Source organism: Streptomyces sp. NPDC043853 (assembly GCF_056436025.1).
Window position 1 is genome coordinate 197,697 of the sequence record NZ_JBWKDJ010000005.1, and the last position, 22,677, is coordinate 220,373.

The 22,677-nt window shown below is 74.1% G+C and carries 25 protein-coding genes and 2 pseudogenes; 15 read left to right on the forward strand and 12 right to left on the reverse strand.

Annotation, left to right across the window (positions count from 1 at the left end; all coding sequences use genetic code 11):
* The first annotated feature begins 13 nt into the window (after positions 1-13).
* The gene (locus AC067U_RS15800) at positions 14-1,429 is read left to right on the forward strand and encodes an amidase (protein ID WP_478830256.1); all 1,416 of its coding nucleotides are present in this window, start codon (positions 14-16) and stop codon (positions 1,427-1,429) included.
* Positions 1,430-1,547: 118 nt separating this feature from the next.
* On the opposite strand, the gene AC067U_RS15805 is transcribed toward AC067U_RS15800, so the two are convergent.
* From AC067U_RS15805 to AC067U_RS15820, 4 genes are all read right to left on the reverse strand, one after another.
* Entirely contained in the window at positions 1,548-2,564 is a 1,017-nt protein-coding gene (locus tag AC067U_RS15805; RefSeq protein ID WP_478830257.1) for a hypothetical protein, read from the reverse strand.
* A 14-nt stretch (positions 2,565-2,578) separates the two neighbouring features.
* Positions 2,579-3,439 carry a papain-like cysteine protease family protein gene (locus tag AC067U_RS15810; RefSeq protein WP_478830258.1) on the reverse strand — a complete coding sequence of 287 codons (861 nt, stop codon included), beginning with the start codon at positions 3,437-3,439 and terminating at the stop codon, positions 2,579-2,581.
* 348 nt (positions 3,440-3,787) lie between these two features.
* Positions 3,788-3,958, reverse strand: coding sequence for a hypothetical protein (locus AC067U_RS15815; protein ID WP_478830259.1), 171 nt, complete (start codon positions 3,956-3,958; stop codon positions 3,788-3,790).
* Positions 3,959-4,339: 381 nt separating this feature from the next.
* Complete coding sequence (locus AC067U_RS15820) at positions 4,340-5,239, reverse strand: EamA family transporter (RefSeq protein WP_478830260.1); 900 nt, start codon at positions 5,237-5,239, stop codon at positions 4,340-4,342.
* A 19-nt stretch (positions 5,240-5,258) separates the two neighbouring features.
* On the opposite strand from AC067U_RS15820, the gene AC067U_RS15825 reads away from it, so the two are divergent.
* The gene (locus AC067U_RS15825; protein WP_478830261.1) at positions 5,259-5,786 is read left to right on the forward strand and encodes a MarR family winged helix-turn-helix transcriptional regulator; all 528 of its coding nucleotides are present in this window, start codon (positions 5,259-5,261) and stop codon (positions 5,784-5,786) included.
* Positions 5,787-5,871: 85 nt separating this feature from the next.
* On the opposite strand, the gene AC067U_RS15830 is transcribed toward AC067U_RS15825, so the two are convergent.
* Complete coding sequence (locus tag AC067U_RS15830) at positions 5,872-6,399, reverse strand: hypothetical protein (RefSeq protein ID WP_478830262.1); 528 nt, start codon at positions 6,397-6,399, stop codon at positions 5,872-5,874.
* A 92-nt stretch (positions 6,400-6,491) separates the two neighbouring features.
* On the opposite strand from AC067U_RS15830, the gene AC067U_RS15835 reads away from it, so the two are divergent.
* Positions 6,492-6,923: a GNAT family N-acetyltransferase gene (locus tag AC067U_RS15835; RefSeq protein ID WP_478830263.1), complete on the forward strand. Its 432-nt coding sequence runs from the start codon at positions 6,492-6,494 to the stop codon at positions 6,921-6,923.
* A 46-nt stretch (positions 6,924-6,969) separates the two neighbouring features.
* On the opposite strand, the gene AC067U_RS15840 is transcribed toward AC067U_RS15835, so the two are convergent.
* The gene (locus AC067U_RS15840) at positions 6,970-7,710 is read right to left on the reverse strand and encodes a hypothetical protein (protein WP_478830264.1); all 741 of its coding nucleotides are present in this window, start codon (positions 7,708-7,710) and stop codon (positions 6,970-6,972) included.
* A gap of 494 nt (positions 7,711-8,204) precedes the next feature.
* Between AC067U_RS15840 and AC067U_RS15845 the strand changes: the two genes are divergently transcribed.
* Together AC067U_RS15845 and AC067U_RS15850 are read left to right on the forward strand one after the other, a co-directional pair.
* Complete coding sequence (locus AC067U_RS15845) at positions 8,205-9,104, forward strand: polysaccharide deacetylase family protein (protein WP_478830591.1); 900 nt, start codon at positions 8,205-8,207, stop codon at positions 9,102-9,104.
* A pseudogene (locus tag AC067U_RS15850) lies at positions 9,047-9,475 on the forward strand (glycosyltransferase family 2 protein); the annotation flags it as partial. The gene AC067U_RS15845 and the pseudogene AC067U_RS15850, both read left to right, overlap by 58 nt.
* Before the next feature lie 39 nt (positions 9,476-9,514).
* On the opposite strand, the gene AC067U_RS15855 reads toward AC067U_RS15850, so the two are convergent.
* The 4 genes from AC067U_RS15855 to AC067U_RS15870 all read right to left on the reverse strand — a co-directional run bounded on the left by AC067U_RS15855 (position 9,515) and on the right by AC067U_RS15870 (position 12,751).
* Positions 9,515-10,339: a crotonase/enoyl-CoA hydratase family protein gene (locus AC067U_RS15855; protein WP_478830265.1), complete on the reverse strand. Its 825-nt coding sequence runs from the start codon at positions 10,337-10,339 to the stop codon at positions 9,515-9,517.
* Positions 10,340-10,468: 129 nt separating this feature from the next.
* Positions 10,469-10,786, reverse strand: a complete 318-nt coding sequence (locus tag AC067U_RS15860) for an SH3 domain-containing protein (RefSeq protein WP_478830266.1) — start codon at positions 10,784-10,786, stop codon at positions 10,469-10,471.
* Between the two features lie 201 nt (positions 10,787-10,987).
* On the reverse strand, positions 10,988-11,788 hold the full coding sequence (locus AC067U_RS15865) for a VOC family protein (protein ID WP_478830267.1): 801 nt from the start codon (positions 11,786-11,788) through the stop codon (positions 10,988-10,990).
* Between the two features lie 204 nt (positions 11,789-11,992).
* On the reverse strand, positions 11,993-12,751 hold the full coding sequence (locus AC067U_RS15870) for a CAP domain-containing protein (protein ID WP_478830268.1): 759 nt from the start codon (positions 12,749-12,751) through the stop codon (positions 11,993-11,995).
* 647 nt (positions 12,752-13,398) lie between these two features.
* On the opposite strand from AC067U_RS15870, the gene AC067U_RS15875 reads away from it, so the two are divergent.
* Together AC067U_RS15875 and AC067U_RS15880 are read left to right on the forward strand one after the other, a co-directional pair.
* A complete protein-coding gene (locus AC067U_RS15875) occupies positions 13,399-13,908 on the forward strand; it encodes a hypothetical protein (RefSeq protein ID WP_478830269.1) in 510 nt (169 codons plus the stop codon).
* 185 nt (positions 13,909-14,093) lie between these two features.
* On the forward strand, positions 14,094-14,756 hold the full coding sequence (locus AC067U_RS15880; RefSeq protein WP_478830270.1) for a lysophospholipid acyltransferase family protein: 663 nt from the start codon (positions 14,094-14,096) through the stop codon (positions 14,754-14,756).
* An 80-nt stretch (positions 14,757-14,836) separates the two neighbouring features.
* On the opposite strand, the gene AC067U_RS15885 is transcribed toward AC067U_RS15880, so the two are convergent.
* Positions 14,837-17,044, reverse strand: coding sequence for a D-alanyl-D-alanine carboxypeptidase family protein (locus AC067U_RS15885; RefSeq protein ID WP_478830271.1), 2,208 nt, complete (start codon positions 17,042-17,044; stop codon positions 14,837-14,839).
* Between the two features lie 157 nt (positions 17,045-17,201).
* Between AC067U_RS15885 and AC067U_RS15890 the strand changes: the two are divergent.
* Positions 17,202-17,720 (forward strand): annotated as a pseudogene (locus tag AC067U_RS15890) (cytochrome P450); the annotation flags it as partial.
* 14 nt (positions 17,721-17,734) lie between these two features.
* Positions 17,735-17,935 (forward strand): ferredoxin, encoded by a 201-nt coding sequence (locus tag AC067U_RS15895; protein ID WP_478830592.1) that lies wholly within the window; start codon positions 17,735-17,737, stop codon positions 17,933-17,935.
* 28 nt (positions 17,936-17,963) lie between these two features.
* Here the strand turns inward: AC067U_RS15895 and AC067U_RS15900 are convergent, their stop codons facing one another.
* Entirely contained in the window at positions 17,964-18,719 is a 756-nt protein-coding gene (locus tag AC067U_RS15900) for a class I SAM-dependent methyltransferase (protein WP_478830593.1), read from the reverse strand.
* Here AC067U_RS15900 and AC067U_RS15905 point away from each other — a divergent pair.
* The 6 genes from AC067U_RS15905 (at position 18,645) to AC067U_RS15930 (ending at position 22,659) form a co-directional block, all read left to right on the forward strand.
* A complete protein-coding gene (locus tag AC067U_RS15905) occupies positions 18,645-19,715 on the forward strand; it encodes a pentapeptide repeat-containing protein (protein ID WP_478830594.1) in 1,071 nt (356 codons plus the stop codon). The two genes, AC067U_RS15900 and AC067U_RS15905, sit on opposite strands and share 75 nt — an antisense overlap.
* A 257-nt stretch (positions 19,716-19,972) precedes the next feature.
* Complete coding sequence (locus AC067U_RS15910) at positions 19,973-20,194, forward strand: hypothetical protein (RefSeq protein ID WP_478830272.1); 222 nt, start codon at positions 19,973-19,975, stop codon at positions 20,192-20,194.
* Positions 20,195-20,227: 33 nt separating this feature from the next.
* Positions 20,228-20,413, forward strand: a complete 186-nt coding sequence (locus AC067U_RS15915; RefSeq protein WP_478830595.1) for a Dyp-type peroxidase domain-containing protein — start codon at positions 20,228-20,230, stop codon at positions 20,411-20,413.
* Positions 20,414-20,430: 17 nt separating this feature from the next.
* The gene (locus AC067U_RS15920) at positions 20,431-20,619 is read left to right on the forward strand and encodes a Dyp-type peroxidase domain-containing protein (protein WP_478830596.1); all 189 of its coding nucleotides are present in this window, start codon (positions 20,431-20,433) and stop codon (positions 20,617-20,619) included.
* Positions 20,574-21,167 (forward strand): Dyp-type peroxidase, encoded by a 594-nt coding sequence (locus AC067U_RS15925; RefSeq protein ID WP_478830273.1) that lies wholly within the window; start codon positions 20,574-20,576, stop codon positions 21,165-21,167. Before AC067U_RS15920 ends, AC067U_RS15925 begins: the two co-directional genes overlap by 46 nt.
* A gap of 184 nt (positions 21,168-21,351) precedes the next feature.
* On the forward strand, positions 21,352-22,659 hold the full coding sequence (locus AC067U_RS15930; RefSeq protein ID WP_478830274.1) for a molybdopterin molybdotransferase MoeA: 1,308 nt from the start codon (positions 21,352-21,354) through the stop codon (positions 22,657-22,659).
* The last annotated feature ends 18 nt before the right edge of the window (positions 22,660-22,677 follow it).

A 22,677-nucleotide genomic window follows, 5' to 3' on the forward strand; every position in this document is an offset into this window, starting at 1 on the left:
GGCTGAGGTAACGGTGACGACTTTCGACGAACGGGTCATGGTGCACGCTTTCCGCGACGACGCCCTGGGGGAGCACGACGCCGTCGGTCTCGCCGCGGCGATCAGGCGGGGCGAGGTGGGCGCCGCGGAGGTGGCCCGGGACGCGGCGGAACGGGTGAGGGTGGTCGAGGCACGGCTCAACGCGGTCCAGGCGCACGTCGAGGCCCCGCTTCCCGCCGCCGGCGCGGGCGGGGTCTTCGCCGGGGTGCCGACCTTCGTCAAGGACAACACCGACTACCGGGGACTGCCCACCGGTCACGGCAGCGCGGCCTTCACCCCGCGGGCCGCGCGCAGGCACGCGCCGTTCGCCCGCCAGTTCCTGAGCAGCGGTGTCACGGTGCTGGGCAAGACCCGGCTGCCCGAGTTCGGGTTCAGCCCGACCACCGAGTACGAGGAAGCCGAGCCGGTCCGCAACCCGTGGCACACGGGCCACTCGGCGGGCGGTTCGTCGGGCGGCAGCGCGGCACTGGTAGCCGCCGGAGCGGTGCCGATCGCCCACGCCAACGACGGTGGCGGCTCGATCCGGATCCCCGCCGCCTGCTGCGGCCTGGTCGGCCTCAAACCGACCCGGGGGCGGGTCGTGGCGAACGCCCAGAGCCGCCAACTGCCGCTCGACATCGTCAGTGACGGGATCGTCAGCCGTTCCGTGCGGGACGCCGCCGCGTTCCTCGCCTCCGCCGAGACGTACTGGCGCAACCCCAAGCTGCCGCCCGTGGGCCTGGTCGAAGGCCCTTCGGGGCGGCGGCTGCGCATCGGGTTCCTGCTGGACTCGCCGAACGGTGTCCGCTCCGACGACGCCACCCGCGCCGCGGTCACCGACACGGTGGCCGCCCTCGAACGGCTCGGCCACACCGTGGAGCCGGTCGAGCTGGCCATCGACCCGAGCTTCACCGACGACTTCCTCACGTACTGGGGACTGCTGTCCTTCCTCATCGGTGTCACGGGCCGGACGCTCGGCGCGGACTTCGACCGGCGCCGCATGGACGCCCTGAGCCGGGGGCTGCGGGAGGAGTACCTGCGGAACTGGCGGCGGACGCCGGGCGTGCTGCGGAGACTGAGGCGTACGGAGGCCGCCTACGCGGCGGCGTTCCGCGGCCGGGACCTCGTGCTGTCGCCCGTGCTCGCCCACACCACGCCGCCGATCGGACACCTCGGCCCGGACGTTCCCTTCCCGCAGCTGATCGAACGGATCCTCGCCTACGTGGCGTTCACCCCGGTCAACAACGTCGTGGGCACGCCTTCGCTCTCGGTGCCCGCCGCGCGCGCGACGGAGGAGGGTCTGCCCATCGGTGTGATGTTCTCCGGCCGCCCCGGAGGTGAACGGAAGCTGCTGGAGCTCGCGTTCGAGCTGGAGGCCGACCGCCCCTTCCGACGTATTCAGGACCTGTGACGGCGGACGTCAGCCCCCGGGTCCGTCGGACGGCGATCGGCGGGGGTGCGGACGGACGCGGGTTCCGGTGCCCGCGCCGCCCGTACCCTCGGTCATCGGATCAGGTCATCGGATCAGGTCATCGGATCAGGTCATCGGATCGGGCCCGGCTCCCGCGCCGCCGGCGGGCGTACACCACCGCACCGGTGGCCGCCGTCAGAGCCGCGGCTGCCGCGGCCGCCCCGGTCGCGGCGGGGTTCCCGGATCCGCCGGCCGCCGGTATCGCGGCGGCGGCAGCCGTCCCGGCCGGCTGCTCCTCGGTCAGGCCGGCGTACCCGCCGGCCAGGCCCTTGCGGTCGTACTCCGAGCCGGGCAGCTTGTCGCCGTAGCGGGCGGCGACCAGCTTCTGGTAGGCGGCCAGGGGAACGGAGTGCTTGCCGCCGAGGCCGGTGACCGCCTCCTTGTTGAGCGGTTCGACCATGCCCGCGGCGGTGAGCCGGTACCAGGCGTGGATCTGCGGCTCGGTGAAGCTGCGGGCCTGCGGGGTGCCGCGTTCGGCGAGGCTGACGTCCGTGTCCCCGTCCCGGATACCGGCCAGCTGCCAGCCCTCGGCGCCGACGTTCTGACTGCCGGCGCTGCCGTTGCTGTTGCTGTTGCTGTTGCCCTTGCCGTTGCCGCTGCTTCCCGCGGGCGAAGGGTTCCCCCGGGGTGCGAGCAGAACCGCGGCCTGCCGGCCGTCGGTGGCGGTCACCCGGGAGGCCAGGTAGGAGAGCCGCAGGGCGGTCTGCGGGGTCGCTCCCGTCCGGCCGGCCACGAACTCGGGGCTGATCTCGAACATCGGCACCGGGTCCTTGAGGTCGAACCCGGGAGGGGCGGCGGCCTGGGCGGGTGCGTTCCCGGGGGCCCCGGGGGCGCCGAAGGTACCGCCGTCCGCTGCGGCGGCGGCCCCGGGCTGCCGGGACGCGACCAGGAAGCGGGAGACGGTGTCGCGGACCTGGTCGGTACGGAGGGTCTGCTGGGCGGACTGGTATCCAGCGATGCCGCCGCCGTCCGCAGCCTGTGCGGAAACGTTTCCGCACAGGGCGGCGGCAAGGGCGGTGGTGGCGAGGACGGCCGCCCGGACGGCCGAGTGCCGGGCACGTCGCATGGTCTGCATGGTCGGTCTTCTCCTCAGCCCTGGATGCCGATGCGCGAGTGGGTCCACTGGAACGAGTTGTTGTTCACGTAGGTGTTGTAGTTCCACCAGGTGTAGGTCTGCGTGGTCTGCCAGGGGTCACCGACCGCGATCATGTTGCTGGCCTTGTCGTAGCCGTAGATGACGTTCATGTGGCCACCGCCGCTGCGCCAGCCGAACCGCACGGCGAACGGGCGGCCCGCGGCGATCTCGGCGGTCGACTCGCCGAACGAGGCGTTGCGGTACAGGCTGCGGCCGCTGTTGCCCAGCCCCGTCCCGGCCAGGCCGTTGGCCATGTCCTCCAGCGTCGCGGGCTGGTTGTTGCAGTCCACCCAGCGGCCCTGGGCGGCGAGCCGGCAGAACTGCTCCTGGCTGACGGTCCGGCCCCAGTACTTGGCGATGGTCACGCCGGAGGCGTCCCAGCACCACTGGGTCCTGACCTGCTTCTGCATGTCGATCCGGAGCGTCTTGGCCGTCGCGGGCTTCGGGTTCGGATCGGGGTTCGGCTTCGAGCCGCAGACCGGCAGGCCGGTGGTGTTCTCCTGGATGAACGCGTCGGCGATGTAGTACGAGCCGGTGTAGATCCAGCGCTGGTTGTTCTCCACGGTGTCGCCCGTGGTCCGGCAGGACATCTCGATCCGGGCGCCGGCCTTCGAGGAGCCGGTGATCCGGGCCGAAAGGGAGGGCTTCGCACGGTGGTTGACGGTGCTGAAGCGGCCCTGCCCGCCGTAGACCGTGCCGGTGACCGAGCCGGCGTGGGCGAGGGCGCCGAACCCGAACAGTGCGCCGCCGGAGAGCGCGGCGGTGACCGTGGCTATCAGTGCCTTTTTGCGGCGGGACGCGCGACGTCTGTGCATTGTGCTCCTTGCTCCGAGGGGTGGGGAACTCCCTGCCTGGCGGGTGCCGGGAATCCTGCCAGAGAGAAAGAAGCGAGCGGACGCCCTTGCTCTACGCGCGAAGATGTCGTTGATTGAACTACCGGAGCAAGGGAATTGACGATCCGTCACATGCCTTGCAGTGGAAGGGACTTGAGATGACAGCAGTCGCTGGTCCAGGCCATGTCCGCAGGTCCGGCAGCGTGTGGAATTTGCGGAAACTTGACGATGTGCAGCCAATCATTAGACGGGCTGTCAAATAGCCGAATCGCCGAGCGTATATGTCCTGTGACTCTCCATCATTTCCGGTCGGAGAATTTCGCGGAGACGTCAGCGGAACCTGTCCTTGGCCTTCTCCTTCACGCGGCGTGCCCGGCCGCGTGCTTCCAGAGCGGCGCCCTTGGCCGCCAGGGTGTTCTCGCCCAGGGCGCGGGCCGTCTTCTTCACGGCCTTGCCGGCCACGATCTCGAACTCGGCCTTCGCCCTCTCGCCGACACTCATGGTCGCCTCCTCTCCAGGCGTCCACGCGCGCGACCGAGTACGCCTCGCCGGCGGCCGCCCCGGGTGCGGACCTCCATCCGACCGCGACGCCGCACGCGGTCCGCAGCTGCTCGCCGGTCGCCGTGGCCCTACCGCCTTCGGCGGGCGCCTACCCGGTCCGGACGGCTTCAGACGCCGTTCGGCCCCCGCCCCGCCCCACCCGCCCCGGCGCGGCGCGGTGTGCGGTGCGGTGTGCGGTGCGATGCGCGGCGCGATGCGCGGCGCGATGCCGGACTGGGCTGCCGCGGAGCATGCCGGGCCCTGCGGGGTGTTGCGGCGTTCGGGGGCGTCCTGCCCCTGCCGGCCGGCCCGAAGCCCGGTCCGTCCGGGTGTCGGGCCCCGTCACGCGGTCACTCCTCCGCGCGACCGTCGCCGGGACCGGGCTCGTCGCCGGTGCCCGGTCGAGGGCCGGCCCAAGGCGACTCCGGCCAGGACGAGGGTCAGCCCGCACAGTTGCCGGCCGGTCAGTGCCTCACCGGCGACGAGGGTGCCCAGCAGGACGCCGGTGACGGGGTTGAGCAGGCCGATCAGGCCCACCGTCGCCGCGGGCAGGTGCCGCAGCCCGGTGAACCAGGCGGCGAAGGCCAGCGCCGTGCCGACCAGGGCGACGTAGGCGAACGCGAGGAGCCCGGACGCGGTGACCGGTGGGGGAGCGCCCTCCACGGCCGCGGCGACCGGGAGCAGGAACAGGCCTCCGGCGGTGAGCTGCCAGGCGGTCGAGGCGAGCACATCGGTCCCGGTGCTCCACCGCTTGGCCAGGACGTGTCCGAAGGAGGACACCAGCATCGCGGTGGCCGCGGCGAGGACGCCGGGCACGCTGACCGCGCCCGCCCCCGCGAGCAGCATGAGGCAGACCCCGCCGAGGCCCACCGCGGCGCCCGCCAGGTGCGCGGTGCCGGGCCGCTCGGCCACCAGGGGCCAGGCGATCAGCATCATCGTGAGGGGGGAGACCGCCATGACGGTCGAGGCGACGCTCGTCGGGAGCAGCTGGGAGGCGGCGTAGACGAGGACGAAGAAGACGCTCACGTTGAGCAGGCCGAGCACCGCGGACCGCCCCCACCAGACGCCGTGCGGCCGACGCCGGCACAGGGCCAACAGGACGAGGCCGGCGGGCAGGGCCCGCAGGGCGGCCCCGTACAGCGGATGGCCGGCCGGCAGGAACGCGTGGGTGACGAAATAGGTGGTTCCCCAGGCCACCGGCGCGACCGCGGTCAGCGCCGATCGGCGCACATTGGCTTCCATGGAAGGTAATATAGCTTCCATGGAAGATATTGAGTCCTCGGACGGGCACCGGCCCCCACCGCCGGACCGTGTGGCCCGCATCCAGGCCGACTGGCGTCGCGAACGCCCCGACCTCGACGTCGGCCCGCAAGCGGTCATCGGCCGGCTGCACCGTCTGGGTGACCGGATCGGGGCGGAACTCCGCCTCGTCTACGAGCGCTACGGCCTCGGCGAAGGGGAGTTCGACGTCCTGTGCGCGCTGCGCCGTGCCGGCGAGCCCTTCGAACGGGCCCCCGGCGAGCTCGCCGCGCACACCATGGTCACCACCGGCGCGATGACGAAGCGGATCGACCGCCTGGAGCGGGCCGGGCTCGTCACCCGCCGCCGTTCCGGCGACGATCAGCGCGGCCGGATCGTCGGCCTCACCACGGCCGGGCGCGACCTCATCGACCGGGCGTTCACCGACCACATGCGCAACGAACGCCGCCTGCTGGACCTGCTGTCACCGGCCGAGGCCGCCGCACTCGAAACCCTGCTCACCGCCTGGCTCTCCCGGTTGGAGGGCTGAGCCGGACGAACCGGGCCGGACATGGGCTGATTCAGTCGGGCCGAGCCGAGCCGGACAGGCGGGCGGGGCGAGTCAGACGTGCGAGTCAGACGCGCCGGGCGGGCGCGGAAGCCTTCCGGGCGGCGGCCGGCGCGGGCCGGGTGGCGCCCCGCGGCCAGACGATCTCCACGGGCAGTCCGGCCGTGCGGGCCGCGGCCACGGTCTCGGCGGTCCCGCCCCGGCCTCCCGGCAGGCCGTCCCACACGGCGACCAGCAGCCGGGCGCGTCCGAGCAGTACACGGTTGGCGGCGGCGTAGGCCGCCGTCGACGCCTGCCGGTAGGGCATGACCCTGACCGTGGAGGCGGCGCCGAGCAGCCGGTCGAATTCGGCGGCGTAGTGCGGTGCCACCATGCGGTCGCGGTAGTCGGCCGACGGCAGCACCGCCTCCAGCCGGCCACCCGCGTCGAGGACGGCGGCGGCGAACAACGCGTCCGCGCCCTCCGCCAGGCAGGAGAGTCCGATAAGCCCGTCCGCGGGATACCGGGCCAGGACGGCGTCCACGGCCTCCCGGATCGGAGCCACGCTCCCGGGGCTGATCCGCACATGACCCGTCACGGCCACCGTCGTCGTCATGCTCCGCCCCTCCGCCCCGCCACACCCTCATGCAGCCTCCGCCAGCCGCTATTCAGTTGTAGCAGGCGGACAGGTCCTGCTTGGGTCGGGCCATGAGCGCTGATCTGCCCCTCGGTTACGACGTGTCCACGGACCCCGCTCGGCTCGACCGCGCGGTCATCCACCAGTGGCTTTCCGGGGACGCGTACTGGGCGCGCGGCCGGTCCCGGGACAAGCAGGACACCGCCATCGACAACTCCCTGAACTTCGGGGTCTACGACCGTGCCACCGGCGCCCAGCTCGGCTACGCCCGTGTCGTCACCGACGCGACCACCTTCGCCTGGCTGTGTGACGTCTACATCGCCCGGGGCAGCCGGGGGAAGGGCCTGGGCCACGCGCTGGTCGACGCCGTCTGCGCCCACCTCGAACCGTTCGGGCTGCGCCGCGTGCTGCTGGCCACCGCGGACGCGCACGAGATCTACGCCGAGTCGGGCTTCGCGCCGCTCGCGACGCCGGGCAAATGGATGGCCCTCGGCGAACAGTAGGCAGGCCCTCTTGCCCGCTCCGGATCCCTCTGCCCGCTCCGGTTCGTCAGTCGCTCCGGTCCGTCAGCCGGTGCCGGTCGTGTCCCAGGCCGTGGTCAGGCCGTCGAGCCAGGCGGGCGGCAGTTCGGCGGCGTCCCACTCCTCCCTCAGTGAGGAGGCGTTCGAGCACGGCGAGGCTGGTGGGGGAGTGCAGGAGGGAGTAGCGGCCGTGGATCGCGGTCGGGCTGCCGGGCCCGTACTCGGAGTACAGCCGTTCCAGCCGCGCGCGGTGGGACGAGGCGAACCGGGTCAGCCGTCCCGCGTACGCGGCCCGGTGCCGGGCGCTCATGGTGCCGAGGACAGCGTGGAGCACCTGCTCGGACACCTCGGGGTCGAGGTCGGAGAGCGTGGTGAAGGAGAGGTGGAGGGGGGTCACCGCCACCTTGGCCCGCTCCACCTCCATCCGCCCGACGGGGGCGCGGGCCTCCGGTGAGTCTCCCGGCGCGTCGGCGCCGACCGCCTCCCGCAGCGCCCGTTCGGCGATGGCGCCGAGTCCCTCGACGGCGGCCTGGGCGCCGTCGAGCCAGCCGGACGCGTAGGGCTCGCCCTTGTCCTCCGGGGCGTGCTCCTCGATCCGGCTGATCTCCTCGTGCGCCTCGGCGAGTGCGCCGGCCTCGACGAGCTTGATCAGCTCCTCCGCGTCACCGGAGTAGACCCCCGCCCGGGCCAGGAGCTGGACGAGGGTCGTCTTCGCGTTGAGGACGCTGACCGCGTCCAGCTGCTGCAGGTCTTCGCCGGCGGCGGGCATGGGTTCCTCCTCGGTGATGGGGGCGCCGGGAGCGAGCCTACGCAGCCCGGCGCGTCCATCCGTCACCCGCACCGGTGCCCGACGCGATGTCGGGGACCGACCGGCCGCCGCGACCGGCCGGTGCGTCCCGCCCGCGGCTCGGCGCCGGGCTACTCGGGACCGCCACGGGGCCACCCCGGCGTCACCCCGGCGTCACCCCGGATCGGACCGGCCAGCGCTCGCGCATGGTCGCTGTCTCGCCCTGGAGTCGAGCGTGATCTCGTAGATGTCGCCGTAGCAGGCGTAGGGCCGCTTGACGACGCTGTGGTCGCGCAGGCAGCCGTCGATGTGTGCTTCGACTTTCCCGCCGGCGCAGTCGCACAGGACGGGGTGCGCGGCGCGGCGTCGGCGGCCGGGGCACCCGAGTCCGGCCCCGTCTTGTGGACACGTCCGGCCGCAGGCAGCGGCGGGTGCGCAGATGGGGGTACCTGCTGGTCCTGCCCGCCGTCGCCTACATGGCCCTGCTCCTCGGCACCCTGCTCGGCGGCCCCTCCCACCACGCCCCCTTCCTCCCGTCCGCGCCCGCCACCGCCCCCGCCCTCCGCCGACGCCACGGCCGGTGCCGGCGCACGCCCCGCCCCGTCCGCCGGCCGCCGGACCTCGCCTCCGGCGCCGGCCACGGCCACCGCCGGTGGTCGGGCGCCGACCGGCCGGCCCACCGGGGCCGCGCCGACCGGGCCCACGACCGGACCCGGACCCACCAAGCCGACGCCGGGCGGCGGCCGCGGGCGCGGCACCGCTCCGCCCGGTCAGGGCGGCGGAAAGCCGACCAGCCACCGCTGACGTGCCACAGGGACGACGACCACACCCCCGACGCGGCCACCCGTGAGCGCGGGACGTCCGCCTCCGTACCCGCCGCGATCGGCTCCGGCGGGCCGGCGATCGATGGGGCGGCCGGCCGCGCCACCGCCCCGGCGCCCCGCACGGTCTCCCTGACCTTCGACGACGGCCCCGACCCGGTGTGGACGCCGAAGGTCCTCGACGTGCTGCGGCGGTACGGCGTGCACGCCACCTTCTTCACCTTCGGCACCCGGGTCGCCGAGCACCCGGAGCCGGCCCGCCGGATCGTCGAGGAAGGCCGACAGGTCGGTCTGCACGGCTTCACGCACACCGACCTCGGCACCGCCTCACCTCACCCTGGCGGCGCTCGCTCGAACTGCGGCAGGACCAGCTGGTCGCCGCGGGTGCCACCGGGTGACCACCCCGCTGCTGAGGCCCCCGTACTCCGGCCTGTCCTGGCTGCTGGTGGCAGTGGGCGATCAGCGCGCTGCGGGCCGTCGCCGTGTTCGTGGCCGCGCGGCGTCATGTACGCAAGCGCCGGAAGCCGTGCGGCCCGCCGGTCGTGGAGCCGGTGAGCGTGATCGTGCCGGCGTACAACGAGAGCGCGGGCATCAAGGCGGCGGTCCGCTCCCTGCTGGCCTCCGACGACCTGGTCGAGATCGTCGACGACGGCTCCATGGACGGCGCCGCCGACATCGTCGAGGCCCTGCGGCTGCCCGGCGTACGGGTCATCCGACAGGAGAACGCCGGCAAGCCGGCCGCCCTGAACACCGGTATCGCCGCCGCCTCCTGCACCCTGCTGGTCATGGTCGACGGCGACACCGTCTTCGAACCGGACGCCGTCCGCATGATCGTCCAGTCCTTCGCGGACCCCCGCGTGGGCGCGGTGTCGGGCAACGCCAAGGTGGTCAACCGGGGCGGCCTGCTCGGGCGATGGCAGCACATGAGGCCGACGAGCCCGCGCGCCGGGTCCGGGTGGTCCGGATCAGTCGGCGAAGGAGCCGTGCCGGCCCGCGCCGGAGGAGAAGCGCGCGGCGCCGGAGAGCGTTTCGCCGGCCGAGAGCGGGACCATGCCGTGCCGGAGCTCGGCGGCCAGGGCGTCGGGCTCGGGCAGGCCGTGCTGTTCCCGTACGGACAGGCGGTCGTGGCGCAGGCAGAGCTGCGGGAACGCGGCGATCTCGCGGGCGAGTTCCTCCGCGGCCCGCCGGGCCTGCCCCGGCGGTACCAGGCGGTTGGCGAGCCCGATCGCGTGGGCCTCGGCGGCGGGGACCGGGCGGCCGGTCAGGATCAGGTCCATGGCGCGGCTCTCGCCGATCAGCCGGGGCAGCCGGACCGTGCCGCCGTCGATCAGCGGGACTCCCCAGCGGCGGCAGAACACCCCGAAGACCGCGTCCTCCTCGGCCACCCGTAGGTCGCACCACAGGGCCAGTTCGAGTCCGCCGGCCACGGCGTGGCCGGCGACCGCGGCGATGACCGGCTTGGTCAGGCGCAGCCGGGTGGGTCCCATCGGGCCGTCGCCGTCGGGCTCCACGCGGTTCCCGCGGCCGGTGCCGATGGCCTTGAGGTCGGCGCCCGCGCAGAAGGTGCCGCCCTCGCCCCACAGCACCGCGACCGACGCCGCGTCGTCCGCCTCGAACGCCCGGAAGGCATCGGCCAGTTGCCGGGCCGTGGGCCCGTCGACGGCATTGCGGGCAGCGGGCCGTGACAGCACCACGGTCGTCACGGGGCCGTCCCGCTCGACGCGGACGGTGGGGGCGTCGGTGGTGTCGGTGCTGTCGGCGGTGTCCTGTGCTGCCGGGGTATCGGTCATGGCGGCATTCTCACGCGGCGGCGGGGTGATGACCAGACCGGTGATCATGGCGTGGCGGTGCCGCCCGCCCCGTTCCGGCACGGGGCGGCGCCACCCGGCGGCACCGGTTCGGCATCCGGCACCGCCGGTTCAGCACCAGGGCAGGAGGGTGTAGTTGTGCACGTACCGGGCCGACACCCAGCCGGAGCGGCCGTGCAGCCGGTACCAGAGGTTGTTGCCCTCCACCCACTGGCCGTTGGCCTGGCAGGACAGCCGGAGCTCCTTCCACGGGTCCAGGCTGCCGACGATCCGGGCGGACGTGGTGGGGTGGGCGCGGACCTTCACCCCGGCCGAGCTCACGACCAGGCCGTTGGCGTGCGACGTCGTCGCCGCGGCGGTCCCGGCGAAGGCCAGCGCCGATGCGGCGGCCGCCGCGCCCGCGACCACGGTCCTGCTGAATCGGCCCACCAGCGTCTCCCATCCCACGACCGACGGGGCCGCCGGAAAGCGGCACCGGCGACGACCCTGCGGCACCGTCCGCGGTGCCACGGGGTCGGCACACCGGGCGTTCCCCCGATCGGCGGATGCCGGAAGCCGCCGGAAGCTGACAGAAGCCGCCGGAGGCACCGGAGGCCCCCGAAGCGGTCGGAGGCCGCCGGGCCGCCGTGGTCAGCTGCGGCTGGCCGGGGTCAGCAGCACGAAGTCCGCGTTCGACGGGTCGAGGCACACGGCCAGCCGGCCGACGCCCTCCGCGTCCTCCGGGCCCATCTGGACGGACCCGCCGTTCTCCCGCACCGCGGCGACCGCCGCGTCGCAGTCCGCGACCGCGAAGACCGGGTGCCAGTACGGCCGCCCGTTCGCCAGCGACAGCTGGTCCGCGGGCATTTCCATCAGGCCGCCGTGCATGCGTTCCTCGGGCAGCCCGGCCGGGGTGATGAGCGTGTACGTGCCCCCGCCGCCCGGCAGCCCCATGTCGCTGAACTGCCAGCCGAAGACACCACCGTAGAACTCCTTGGCGGCCGCGGCGTCGCTCGTGTACAGCTCGGTCCAGGACAGCGAGCCCGGATCGTCCACCAGCTCGACCCCCTTGTTGGTCCCCGGCTGCCAGACGGCGAACTGGCCCCCGAGCGGGTCGCTGTACTGGGCCATCCGGCCCCACTGCTCGAGGTCCATCGGCGCCACCCGCACCGTGCCCCCACCGCTCTCGACCGCCTGTGTCGTGGCGTCGGCGTCGGCGACGGTGTAATAGATCATCCAGGCCGAGCGGGCGCCTTCCTCGGTCAGTTTGCCGAGGCCTGCGACGATCTTGCCGTCCTTCCGGAACATCCCGCCCTCCATCTCCTCCCCCTCGCCCATGGACTCGTAGTCCCACCCCAGGACGGCGCCGTAGAAGGCCGCGGTGGCCCGGACGTCGGGCGTACCGAGGTCGATGAAGCACGGCGAGCCGGGGACGAAGTCGGTGGTGATCATGGGAATGTCCTTTCGCAGACCTCGTGTGACCTCAGCCTGGCACGGCCCACTGACACGCGCTTCTCGGCCGGGCGGCCGGCCCCGGGCTCCGGAGAGGGCCGGGCGAGGGCGGGACGAGGGCGGGACGCGGCCTGCGAGAGGCGGGGCGAGGGCGGGGCAAGGCGGAGGAAAGGACGAGGGGGAGGGAAAGGAAGGGGGCGGGCGTCAGCGGGACGCGCCGAACACCTGGGTCCAGTAGTTGTTCGGCTGGGCGAGGCCGACGCCGATCTCCTTGAAGGAGCAGTTGAGGATGTTCTGGCGGTGGCCCGGGCTGTTCATCCAGCCGTTCATCACCTGCTGGGGCGTCCCGTAGCCGTAGGCGACGTTCTCGCCGTAGGTGCTCCACCGGTAGCCGGCGCGGGTGATCCGGGTGCCGGGGTCGGAGCCGTCGGAGCCGGTGTGCGACATGTTCCGGTGGGCGGCCATGTCCTTGCTGTGGTTCTGCGCGGCGGCCGTCAGCTTCGCATTGACGGTGAGGGACGAGCAGCCGGCCTTCGCGCGCTCCTTGTTGACCAGCGCCACGACCTGGGCCAGGGGACCGGACACCGGGGTGGAGGCGGTCGGCTTGGGGGTGGTGGTCGGGGTCGGAGGCTTCTTCGTGGGCTTCTTGGTCGGCTTCGGGGCGGTCGTCGACCCGGGCTTCGTCCGGTCGGGGCGCGGCGTCTTCGTCGCCGGGGTCCGGGAGCGGTCGGCGTGGCCGCTGCCGCCGGTGCGGTCCTGGCCGTCGGCGGTCGCGGACGGCGTGGACCGTACGGCGACGGGTACGGACGGCTGTTCCGGCCGACTCTGGGCCGCGGTCCTTCCGGAACCGGACTCCTGCGTGTTCAGGCACGCCATCGCGGCCGTGGGTACGCCCACGATCCCCACGGCGAGGGCGGCTATCGATATTTTCCTGTAATGCGTGCTCTTGCGGTGCTTCTTCATGCGTGACCTCACTCGGTGTTCGCGAAGCTCCCCTGCGCCTGAGCTCCCAAGGGGCAGGGCGGGCGGCCATTCTTAGAAGCCCCGCAACGGCGTCGCAAGTCACCTCCGCCAGCCTCCGAAAACTTGTTGAAACCGAGCTTGAAATGCGGGGACGGACATGCAGCCCGTCTTCCGACCCGCTTCCGGGCCGGTCTTGACTGTTCGTCAAAAACCCTTCTGAGGTGCCCGGATGCTGAGACGCGCCGCGACGGCCGGGCTGCCCATTCCGGCGGACAGGGGGAATGTCGAGGTCAAACTCGACAAATCTCGATATTCCGCCGGCGTGGCATCGCCCCGTGCCTGCCGTTCCGCGGAAATCGCGCGTGATGCTTGTCACCGTTTCCGGAGGGAACCGCGAAGCGGAATCCTCCGCAGGTCACTGCCGTCGCATTCCGCTGCGGTCCGCCGGTCCGTCGCCGGCCCCTCGCCGGTCCGTCGCCGGCCCGGCGAGGCCCTCTGGTGGGCGCGCGGGACGGTCGGGCACCATCACTGCTCGGCTGACCCACTGCTCGGGCAATGCTCGGCCGACGCACCGACCGGCTGACGCACTGCCCGCTCCGCTGCCCGACAGGCTCCGTCACGTCCGACGTCCGCAGGAGGCATCCCAAGTGAAGGCCCGTTCCCTCGTCACCGCTCTGCTCCTGGTCCTCGGCGCACTGTTCGCACCGGGCTTCGGTGTCCTGACCGCCGCCACCGAGGCCCGCGCCGCCACCAAGATCAGCCATGCCACCGCCACCTCGATGTTCCGGCAGACCGGTATCACCTGGTCCTCCTCGGGCAACTGCTCCGACCGGAACAACCCCACGTGTACGTCCTTCGAGCAGCTCAACCTGGCCACGGCGCAGGGCGCCCAGACCCTCAAGCGCGCGAGCGGCTGCGCCCTGACCATCACCGGCGGCACGGAGACCGGACACGCGGGCGGTGCTTACTCCCACTGGAACGGCTACAAACTCGACTTCTCCCGGGGCACCTGCCTGACCAACTACATCAAGAACACCTTCGCCTACGCCGGAGTGCGCGGCGACGGCGCACCGATGTGGAAGTCCGGCGCGGGCAACGTCTACGCCGACGAGGGCAACCACTGGGACGTCCTCTACTACACCTGCGGCGGCTGCTGAGCCTTCCCCGGCGCGTGCCGCATGAGTACCCGTACTCATGCGGCACGGGGCCGCGCACGGCGGACCGTGAGGCGGGGTCCGGGGAGCAACGCGGCCGGGAGGTGAGCACGCGCGCCGATGTCCGGCGGCACGGGTCCCACGAGCATGGGGGGCGACGCGGCCCACCACCCCCGGAGAGGACCTCCATGCTCGGACGCATCGCCGCGGCAGCCGTTCCCGTACTCGGCCGCCTCGGCGTCTCCCGTGACGCATCGTTCCGGTACGAGCCCGGCACGGTGTTCGTCGCCAACCACACCTCCCTCGCCGACCCCGGCCCGGTGCTGGCGGCCCTGCACCGGCAGGGGATCGGGGTCACGGTGCTCGCCACCGCCGGTCTGTGGCGCGTGCCCGTCCTGCGGGGCCTGCTGGAACGAGGGGGGCACATCCCCGTCCACCGGGGCTCCGCCCGCGCGGCCGAAGCCCTGGACGCCGCGGCCCGGGTCCTCGCCTCCGGCGGCGACGTCCTCATCTACGGAGAGGGCCGGCTCCCGCTGCGCAGGGACGCGGCCGAGGCCCCGCCGGAGGAGTTCCGCACCGGTCCGGCACGTCTCGCGGCGCGTGCCGGAGCACCGGTCGTGCCCGTCGGCCAGGCGGGCGCGCGGCGCATCTCCTCCGGGAGCGGCACCAAGCAGGTGGCGGGGTTCCTGACCGCACCGGTCCGGCAGCCCCGCCTCCACGTCCACCTCGGTGCCCCGCTCGACCTGCCCGCGGACATCGGGGCCGCGACCACGGCCGCGCACCACGGCGTCACCGCCGCCTGGCGCACCGCGGCCCGGCGGCTGGGCGAACCGGCCGCCTTCACCGCCTGACCCCTTCGCCCCCCTGACCGGCCGCTCCGCCGGGAGCCGCGGTCCGCGGCGGGTCCCGGCGGGGTCCGGGGCGTGGACGCTCAGCGCAGGCGCAGCAGACGGGTGCCGATGGACGGCTCGGTCAGGCTCCGCTGGAGCGCCACCGGGACGGACTTGGCGGCCGGTCCGGACCCCACGGTCAGCGTGCCGACCTCGGTGCCCGCCGCGGCCTCGCGCGGCAGCCCGCCGGACCGGGTGGTCAGCTCCAGCCGGATCCGCTGGCCCGGCAGCCCGAGGAGCTCGCAGTCCCGGACGGCCACGACCGGGATCCGCCCGCCCAGCCCGTCGTCCACGTGTGCCACGACCTGCCCCTTGCGTACCGCCGGTGTCTTCACCAGTCCGTTCCGGACGGTCTCGATGATCTTCTTGCTGTTGGTCTTCACCAGCTTGAGGCTGTTGAGGGCCTCCGGGTCCGGCGGCGGGGCGTGCTGGTCCATGAGCGCGCCGATGACCAGCGCGGTGTCGTTCCCGACGGTCTTGTACGCGGCCCACAGCAGGGTGCCGCCCGCGGGCGTGCTCGAACCGGTCTTGATGCCGCGGATGCTCATGTTGGCCAGCAGCAGGTCGTCATTGTTGTTGTTGATGGGCTGGGGCAGTCCCGGGATCTGCGCGTTCGGCATGGCGACGATGGCGCGGAACGCCTCGTACCGCATGACCGCCTCACCCAGCTTCAGCTGGTCGGCGGCGGTGCTCACGGTCCCGGCGTCCAGTCCGCTGGGGTCGGTGTACACGGTGTCCGCCATGCCCAGCTCCTTGGCGGCCGCGTTCATCTTCGCCACGAAGGCGGCCTCGGAGTCGCTGCCGGTGTCCCAGCGTGCGAGGAGCCGGGCGATGTTGTTGCCCGACGGGATCATGAGCATCTTGAGCATGTCCTGCTGGCTGAAGCCCGTTCCGGCCCGCAGGCCGGTGATCCGCGACTCGCTGCCCGAGGTGCCGTCGGCCACCGCCTTGTCGTCGACCTCGATCCGTGGTCCGGCCTCGTTCTTCTTGAGCGGGTGGTTCTTGAGGATGACGTACGCCGTCATCACCTTGGCGACGCTGGCGGTGGGGACGGGCTTCTGCTCGCCGAAGACGGCCGCGTCACCGGACCCGGCGATCCGTACGGCGCCCTGCCCCTTCTCGGGCCAGGGCACGGTGATGTCTCCGGCGACGGTGTGGGAGGTCCCGGCCTCGGTGGCGGACATGGTGACGGCGGGCAGGGGGCGGAGCAGCTGGGCCGCCGCGCCCAGTCCGAGGAGCAGGAGCAGCGGCGGGGTCCAGATCTTCACCCGCCGGGCCGCCTTCCGCGGCAGGGTCGGCGGCGCGGGAGGGGTGTTGGTCAGCTGCGCGAGCAGGTCGAGCGGGGCGGGCCGCTCGGCGGTGACCTGATCGACGGGCCGCGCCGGCCCCGGCTCCGGCCCCGGCCCCGGCTGCCGGGACTGTGGCTGCGGGTGGCCGGACTTCTGGCTCTGCCGTGCCGGGTGCTCGGCGCCGGGCTTTGACGGCTTGACTGTCGGCGCGGGCTCAGGCGCGGGCTTGGGCTCCGGCGCGGGCTTGGGCTCAGGCTCGGGCGCTCGCGGCGGAATTCGCTCGCCTGCCGGTTCCGGTGCCTGGTCGGGCGTGGGCTCGCACTCCGGGTCCGTCGGCGGCTCGGTGGCAGCCTCGGCCTCGGCCTCGGCTTTGGCTTTGGTCTCGGGTGTCCGGTCGTGTTCCGTCCCGGACGTGCGCTCAGGTTCCCGTACTGACGCCGATCCAGAGGTCGGCTCCTCCGCCTCCTCCGCCTCCCCCGTCTCCTCCGGCTGCGGACCAGGCAGCGCCTCGGGCTCGCGTATGCGGCCAACGGTGCGCGGGGCATCGGCCGCGGCCTCCTCGCCTCGCACACCTCCAGTGTCTTCCGCAGTCGCGTCGTCCCCCGGCTGCTCCCCGGCCTGCGGGCTGCCCTGGTCGTCCGCCTCCTGCCCGTCCCCAGCGCCGCCCCGGGCGTCCGCGCGCTGTTCGCGGTCCGGCCTGTCCTGAGTGTCCGTACGCCCCTCGTCCTCGGCGGGCGTTGCCGGCTCGGACCCGTCTTCACCCCCGAGCCGCTCTCCGTCCTGCGTCCCGCCGGTACCGGACGCGTCTTCGTCGGTCTCGTCGGCCTCACCGGCCCGATCGGCCTCGTCGACCACGGGCGCCGCAGCCGGCGGTACCGCCAGGATCCTCGTCGGCTGGTCCGCCTCCCGCCGGGCCTCCGCCTCGGCGCCGTCGTCCTGCTTCCCCGATGTCGTCGTCATCAGCCGTGCCGCCCTGCCCGTTCTGTGTCCGCCTGGTCCGCCGGCGCCCGTGCGCGGCGCCGTCGACCGTCCAGATCAATTCCGGGCCGTCCGGGTTTCGTTCTTCCTCCTTCTGTAACCATTCGGTCATGTACCGGTCGCTGACGGCCCGGAGGCGTTCCCGATCCCGACCGCCCTGTTCCGCGACGTGCCCCGGCGCCGCACGCCCCTGCTCGGCCTGGACGACCCCGAGCACAACGTCCAGCGCCGGATGCTCATCCCCAGCTTCTCCGTCAAGCGGGCCAACGCGATGCGCCCGCGACCGCCTCCTCGCCTACCTGCACGGTCTGATCGAGGCCAAGCGAGTACGGCCGGGCGACGGCCTCCTCGACGAACTGGTCGCCGAACACCTCGCCGCGGGACGGTTGAACACCGACGAGGTGGCCGACCTGGGCCTCATCCTGCTCGTGGCGGGCCACGAGACCACCGCGAACATGATCTCCCTCGGGGTCTTCACGCTGCTCCGCCATCCCGAACAGCTGGCCCAGCTCCGAGCCGACCCGGCCCTATGGAGATCGCCCTCGGCACCCTGCTGCGCCGCCTCCCCGGGCTGCGCCTCGCCGCGCCCGCCGAGCAGATCCCGTTCAAGCCGGGTGACACCCTCCAGGGCATGATCGAACTCCCAGTGGCGTGGTGACCGCCGCGGGGCCCGTGCACATCGTGATCGACACCGGCCGCTGCATCGGTTCCGGCCAGTGCGCACGGACCGCCCCCGGGGTGTTCACCCGGGACGAGGACGGCCTGAGCGCCCTCCTCCCGGGCGCAGGGGACGCGCCGGACACCGCCGCCGTCCGGGAGGCGGCCCGCGCCTGCCCGGTGGCCGCCATCACCGTCCGGGCGGCCCGCACCTGACGCCCGGCCGCGCCTCCCCGCCGGCTGTTCAGCGCCGCGGGACGGCGCGGACCAGGAAGTGGTTCGGGGCGTCCTCGTACTCGTCCGGGTGCCAGCCCGTGGTTTCGAGCGCCGCACGGAGGTTGTGTTCGGCGAGGAGGTCGTCGGGGTCGAGGGGGCGGCCGTGGCGGGCGGCGCGCTCGGCGCGGCCGGACGGGTGGAAGAGGAGCAGGACCCCGTCCGGGGCGGTGACGCGGGCCCATTCGCGCAGGGCCGCGAGCGGGTCGGGGAGGTGGTCGAGCAGGCCCGCCGAGAAGATGCCGTGTACGGACCCGGCGGACAGCGGGAGCCGGGTGCAGTCGGCGGCCAGCAGGTGGCCGTGGTGGGTACGGCCGTGCCGGGCGGCGGCCGTCAGCATCGCCGGGGTGACGTCGATGCCGAGAACGCGGCCCCGGGGGCCGACCTGGGCCCGGAGCGCGGGCATGGCCCGGCCGGTACCGCAGCCGAGGTCCAGCGCGAGCCCGCCGCGTACCGGCCGGATGCGCGCGACCGCCGCCTCGTACGCGGGGGTCTGGTACGCGAACCGCTCCTCCCAGGCGTCGGCCCGGCGGGTGAAGAACGCCCGGGTGGCGGTGTGTTCGGCGCGGGCGGTCACCAGAGCCGCGAACCGGCCCAGGATCTCCTCGCCCCAGGGGCCGAGGACGGGCCGGGCCGGGGAACCGGCCTCCGGGTGGCCGCCTTCCACTGCGCCCGGCTCCACGGGGCTCGATTCCACGGTGCCAGGCTCCACGGCGCCCGGCTCCACCGCGCCCGGCGGCCCGGCGCCCGGCTCCGTGGTGCCGTCCTGCGGCAGGAACCGCACCCCCCATGCGCTGACGCCGATACGGAACGCCTGCTCCGGGTGGCCCTCGCAGGAGGCCAGGACCACCGCGCCGGCGGGCAGTTCCAGGGGATCGTCGGCGGGCCGCAGGCCAGGGGAGGGCAGGGGAGCCCCGCCGAAGAGGGGGTCGGTGAGGACGGCCGGGGTGAACTCAACCGGCCTGCTTCCGCCGGGTTCGCCGGAGGGGGCGCGGGCGGCCGTGCCCGAGCCCGCGCCCCGGGCCAGCAGGCGGGCGCCGGAACCCAGCGCGAGCACGGGCACCTCAGCGTCGAGGGCCGCACGTACGAGCGCGGTACCGGAGGCGGCCGAGGGGAAGGCGCCCGGAGTGGGGGACCGCGGGCTGCCCAGGATGATCAGGCCCTCCACCCCGCCGAGGTCGGTGGACGGGTCCTCGCCGTCCGCCGTCAGGACCGTCCGGGTGGCCAGACCTGCCGAGGCGAGCACCTTGCGCACGGCGAGCGGGGCCTCCGCGCAAGCGTGCTGTATGACGACGACCGCCATCCATCCCTCCTTACATTCGAGCCTGCCCCGTTGTTTCGGCTGGCATCTACGCCAGGATGCGCCCATGGAGGGTGCATATGCCAGAGCGTCTTCATCCGTGGGACGGCCCGGGGGCGGAGTCGGCTCGGCCACGGGGCGGTGACGGGCCCGCCGCGGCGTGGGGGCGGGAGGTGCCGGAGGGTGGCGGATGGCGCCGGAAGGGCTGGGAGACAGCACAAGGCCCCTGTGCGCCGAACACCGCTGATCGGCGCGCAGGGGCCTCACCGGTCATCCCGTGGCGGAGAGAGCCGCTCTTACGCCCCGGGGACCGGCGTGCGTGTCAGTCAACCAAGATCCGCCCGCTGGGGGAACTGGATTCGGACACGAAACGGGCTGTCGCAGCCCGTTTCCTTTCAGTTAATCATCCAAGATTCCGCCTGAGGCGCCCAGAGGGGCCTTCGTGGCCGATTCTGTGGATTCCGACCGGGCGGCCGGAGGAGGGTTGGAGGTTCCGCAGCACCTGCGACGGACTGCCGGCAGATGCCATTCGTTCGACATCGGCAAGCCTCGACGAGTGGCCGCAGTCGCGGTCCTGGTGCTCGCCGGCTGCGGAGACAGCGAGCCGTACACCGTCGAGGTCGAGTACACCCGCGCCAAAACGGGCCGCTGCGCGGCGTGGTCGCGGCGACCACCGGGCCGTGTTCGCCTGGGCGGAGCTGGACCCGGACTTCGCCAGATCGCGGATGCTGCTGGCCGTGTCGGAGAACGGCAAGCCCCTCGAGGACGCGGCCGGTCCGCGCCTGGTGGTTCCGCAGGACACCCGGCGTGGCCGCTACGCCTCCGAGCTGAACCAGCTGTGGGTCGGCTCCGTGGACGCCGCGGTCGACGGCACCGGCGGGGCGAACGGCGTCGCCGGCTGACCAGGAGGCGGACGGGGCCGCGCCGCGGCACTCCTGCTCCGCTGGACGACGACGGCCGGGCACCTCACCCGCGGCGACGCCCCGCCGCCCGAGCTCGAACTGCCCGGCTCCCGCGCCGCCGAGACCGGGGCTCCGGCCGGCGCCCGCCCGGCCCGGCTCACCCTGACCTTCGGCCTGGGCCCGGCCCTCTTCGACCGGACCGGCCTGACCGCCCCCTGACCCGCGGCACTCGCCCGCTGCCCGCCTCCCTCGAGGACCGTCTCGACCCCGCCCGCAGCGACGGGGACCTCCTCCTACAGATCGGCGCCGACGCCCCCTTGGTCACCGCACACGTCCTGCGCACCCTGCAGCGGTTCGCCCACGGCGAGGCCACCCTCCGGTGGACCATGACCGGTTCACGGCCGCCGACGGCCACCCCAACCTGATGGGCCAGATCGACGCCACCGACGACCCGGACGCCCCCCGCACCCTGCTGTCCGGCCCCGGAGTGCCGGCCTGGGTCGTCGGCGGCTCGTACGTGGTCATCCGGCGCATCCGTATGCTCCTCGACCACTGGGACACCCTGCCGCCCGCGCACCGGGAGCAGGCGCTCGGCCGGCACACGGCCGACGGTGCGCCGCTGACCGGCGGCACCGAACGCCCGCCCGTGGACCTCGCCGCCGTGCGCTCCGACGGGGTTCCGGTGATCGCCACCAACGCCCACGTGCGGGTCGCCGCCCCCGCCTCCAACGGCGGCTCCACCATGGTCCGGCGCAGCTGGTCTTACCACGACGGGCTGCGCGCGGACGGCACCCCTGACGCCGGGCTGCTGTTCGCGGCCCCGGCAGTCGGGCCCGCGTACCGGCTGTCCCCGTCCAGCACCGGCTGTCCCGTGGCGACGCGCTCTCCGGGTGCCTGGTGCACGAGTCGTCCGCGCTGTTCGCGGTGCCCGGCGGGATCTGCCCCGCCGGCCACGTCGCCCAGGCCCTGCTGAAGGGCTGCCCCCGGGCGCGCCGCGGGCCCCGGTACCCGCCTCCCCTCCGCGCCGGCGGGCCGCGAGGTCGCGGCAGCGCGGCCGGGCGGGCTCACGGCCGAGTCACGCCGGCCGTGAGCGAGCCGGAGCGCAACGGCAACCGTCCCGGCGGCGCACGGAAACGCGGAGGGCTGAAGGTCGTCCCATGTCTTCCGCGACCGCCACGGCCCCGACGCCCACCCCGAACGCCCCCGCGCCGGTCTGCGCGCCACCCGCCGCGCCGCGGTCCCCGGCCGTGCCCTGGGCGGCTGCGAGGGCACTGGCCCACAGTGCACCGCGGCCGGTCACCGCCCGCACGGTGCCGCTGCGCGCCGCGGCCGGGCTCACCCTCGCCGAGGACCTGCGCACCCTGCATCCGCTGCCCTCGTTCGACACGGCCGCCATGGACGGCTACGCCGTGGCCGCCGGGCCGGGACCCTGGCGGGTCCGCGGGGCCGTCCGCGCGGGCGCCGTGTGGGCGGGCGTACTCGGGGCGGGGGAGTGCGTGGAGATCTCCACCGGGGCTCCGGTACCGGCCGGGACGTGGGCCGTCCTTCCCCTGGAGTCGGCCGAATCGGTGGAATCGGCGGAGTCGGCTGATTCGGCGGATCCGGCGGACCCGGTGCGATCCGGCAGTGGCGCCGGCCGGGTCTCGGGGCCGGTGCTGCCACCCGGCCGCCATGTCCGCCGCACCGGCGAGGACGCCCCGGCCGGCCGCCGCCTCGCGCCGGCGGGCACCCGGACCGGCCCCGCGCTGCTCGGGCTCGCCGCCTCCTGCGGCCACGACACCCTCGCCGTGCGGCCGCGCCCGCGGGTCGGCGTGCTGGTCACGGGGGACGAACTGGACCACGCGGGCCCGCCGGGCCCAGGGCGGGTGCGCGACGCCCTCGGACCGATCCTGCCCCCGCTGACCGCCGCGCTCGGCGGCGAGACCGGCCCCGTCCGGTACGTCGCCGACCGGCCGGCGGGGCAACTGGCCCGGGCCGTGCGCGCGATGCGGGAGGCCGACGTCGTGGTGGTCACCGGCTCCACGTCCGTCGGCGTCACCGACCAGCTGCGCCGGTTCCTGAACGACGCCGGTGCCCGGATGGTCGTCGACACCGTCGCCTGCCGGCCGGGACACCCGATGCTGCTCGCCGAACTCGCCCCGGACCGCTGGCTGGTGGGGCTGCCCGGGAACCCGTACGCCGCCCTGGTCGCCGCCCACACCCTGCTCGGCCCGCTGCTCGCCGGCCTGTCGGGCCGTGCCCTGGACCCGCTTCCGCAGATCCCCGTCCGGGGCCGGGCGAGGCCCGCTCCCGGACGGACCCGGCTGGTGCCGGTCGCCTGGGAGGGCGCCGGGGCCAGGATCGCCGACGGGCACGGCGCGGCATCGCTACAGGGGGCCGCCGTGGGGGACGCGCTCGCCGCCCTCCCGCCCGGGTGGGCCGAGGGCGATCCGGCACCGCTGGTGCTGCTGCCCGGCCACTCCTGACCGCCCGTCACCCATCAC

Excerpts from the sequence above, each read along its gene's own strand:
- AC067U_RS15870 (WP_478830268.1), bottom strand. The coding sequence starts at position 12,751 with ATGAAGAAGCACCGCAAGAGCACGCATTACAGGAAAATATCGATAGCC.
- AC067U_RS15820 (WP_478830260.1), bottom strand. The coding sequence starts at position 5,239 with ATGGAAGCCAATGTGCGCCGATCGGCGCTGACCGCGGTCGCGCCGGTG.
- AC067U_RS15845 (WP_478830591.1), top strand. The coding sequence starts at position 8,205 with ATGGCCCTGCTCCTCGGCACCCTGCTCGGCGGCCCCTCCCACCACGCC.
- AC067U_RS15930 (WP_478830274.1), top strand. The coding sequence starts at position 21,352 with ATGTCTTCCGCGACCGCCACGGCCCCGACGCCCACCCCGAACGCCCCC.
- AC067U_RS15810 (WP_478830258.1), bottom strand. The coding sequence starts at position 3,439 with ATGCACAGACGTCGCGCGTCCCGCCGCAAAAAGGCACTGATAGCCACG.
- AC067U_RS15835 (WP_478830263.1), top strand. The coding sequence starts at position 6,492 with ATGAGCGCTGATCTGCCCCTCGGTTACGACGTGTCCACGGACCCCGCT.
- AC067U_RS15880 (WP_478830270.1), top strand. The coding sequence starts at position 14,094 with ATGCTCGGACGCATCGCCGCGGCAGCCGTTCCCGTACTCGGCCGCCTC.
- AC067U_RS15855 (WP_478830265.1), bottom strand. The coding sequence starts at position 10,339 with ATGACCGATACCCCGGCAGCACAGGACACCGCCGACAGCACCGACACC.
- AC067U_RS15865 (WP_478830267.1), bottom strand. The coding sequence starts at position 11,788 with ATGATCACCACCGACTTCGTCCCCGGCTCGCCGTGCTTCATCGACCTC.
- AC067U_RS15805 (WP_478830257.1), bottom strand. The coding sequence starts at position 2,564 with ATGCAGACCATGCGACGTGCCCGGCACTCGGCCGTCCGGGCGGCCGTC.
- AC067U_RS15815 (WP_478830259.1), bottom strand. The coding sequence starts at position 3,958 with ATGAGTGTCGGCGAGAGGGCGAAGGCCGAGTTCGAGATCGTGGCCGGC.
- AC067U_RS15840 (WP_478830264.1), bottom strand. The coding sequence starts at position 7,710 with ATGCCCGCCGCCGGCGAAGACCTGCAGCAGCTGGACGCGGTCAGCGTC.
- AC067U_RS15830 (WP_478830262.1), bottom strand. The coding sequence starts at position 6,399 with ATGACGACGACGGTGGCCGTGACGGGTCATGTGCGGATCAGCCCCGGG.
- AC067U_RS15825 (WP_478830261.1), top strand. The coding sequence starts at position 5,259 with ATGGAAGATATTGAGTCCTCGGACGGGCACCGGCCCCCACCGCCGGAC.
- AC067U_RS15885 (WP_478830271.1), bottom strand. The coding sequence starts at position 17,044 with ATGACGACGACATCGGGGAAGCAGGACGACGGCGCCGAGGCGGAGGCC.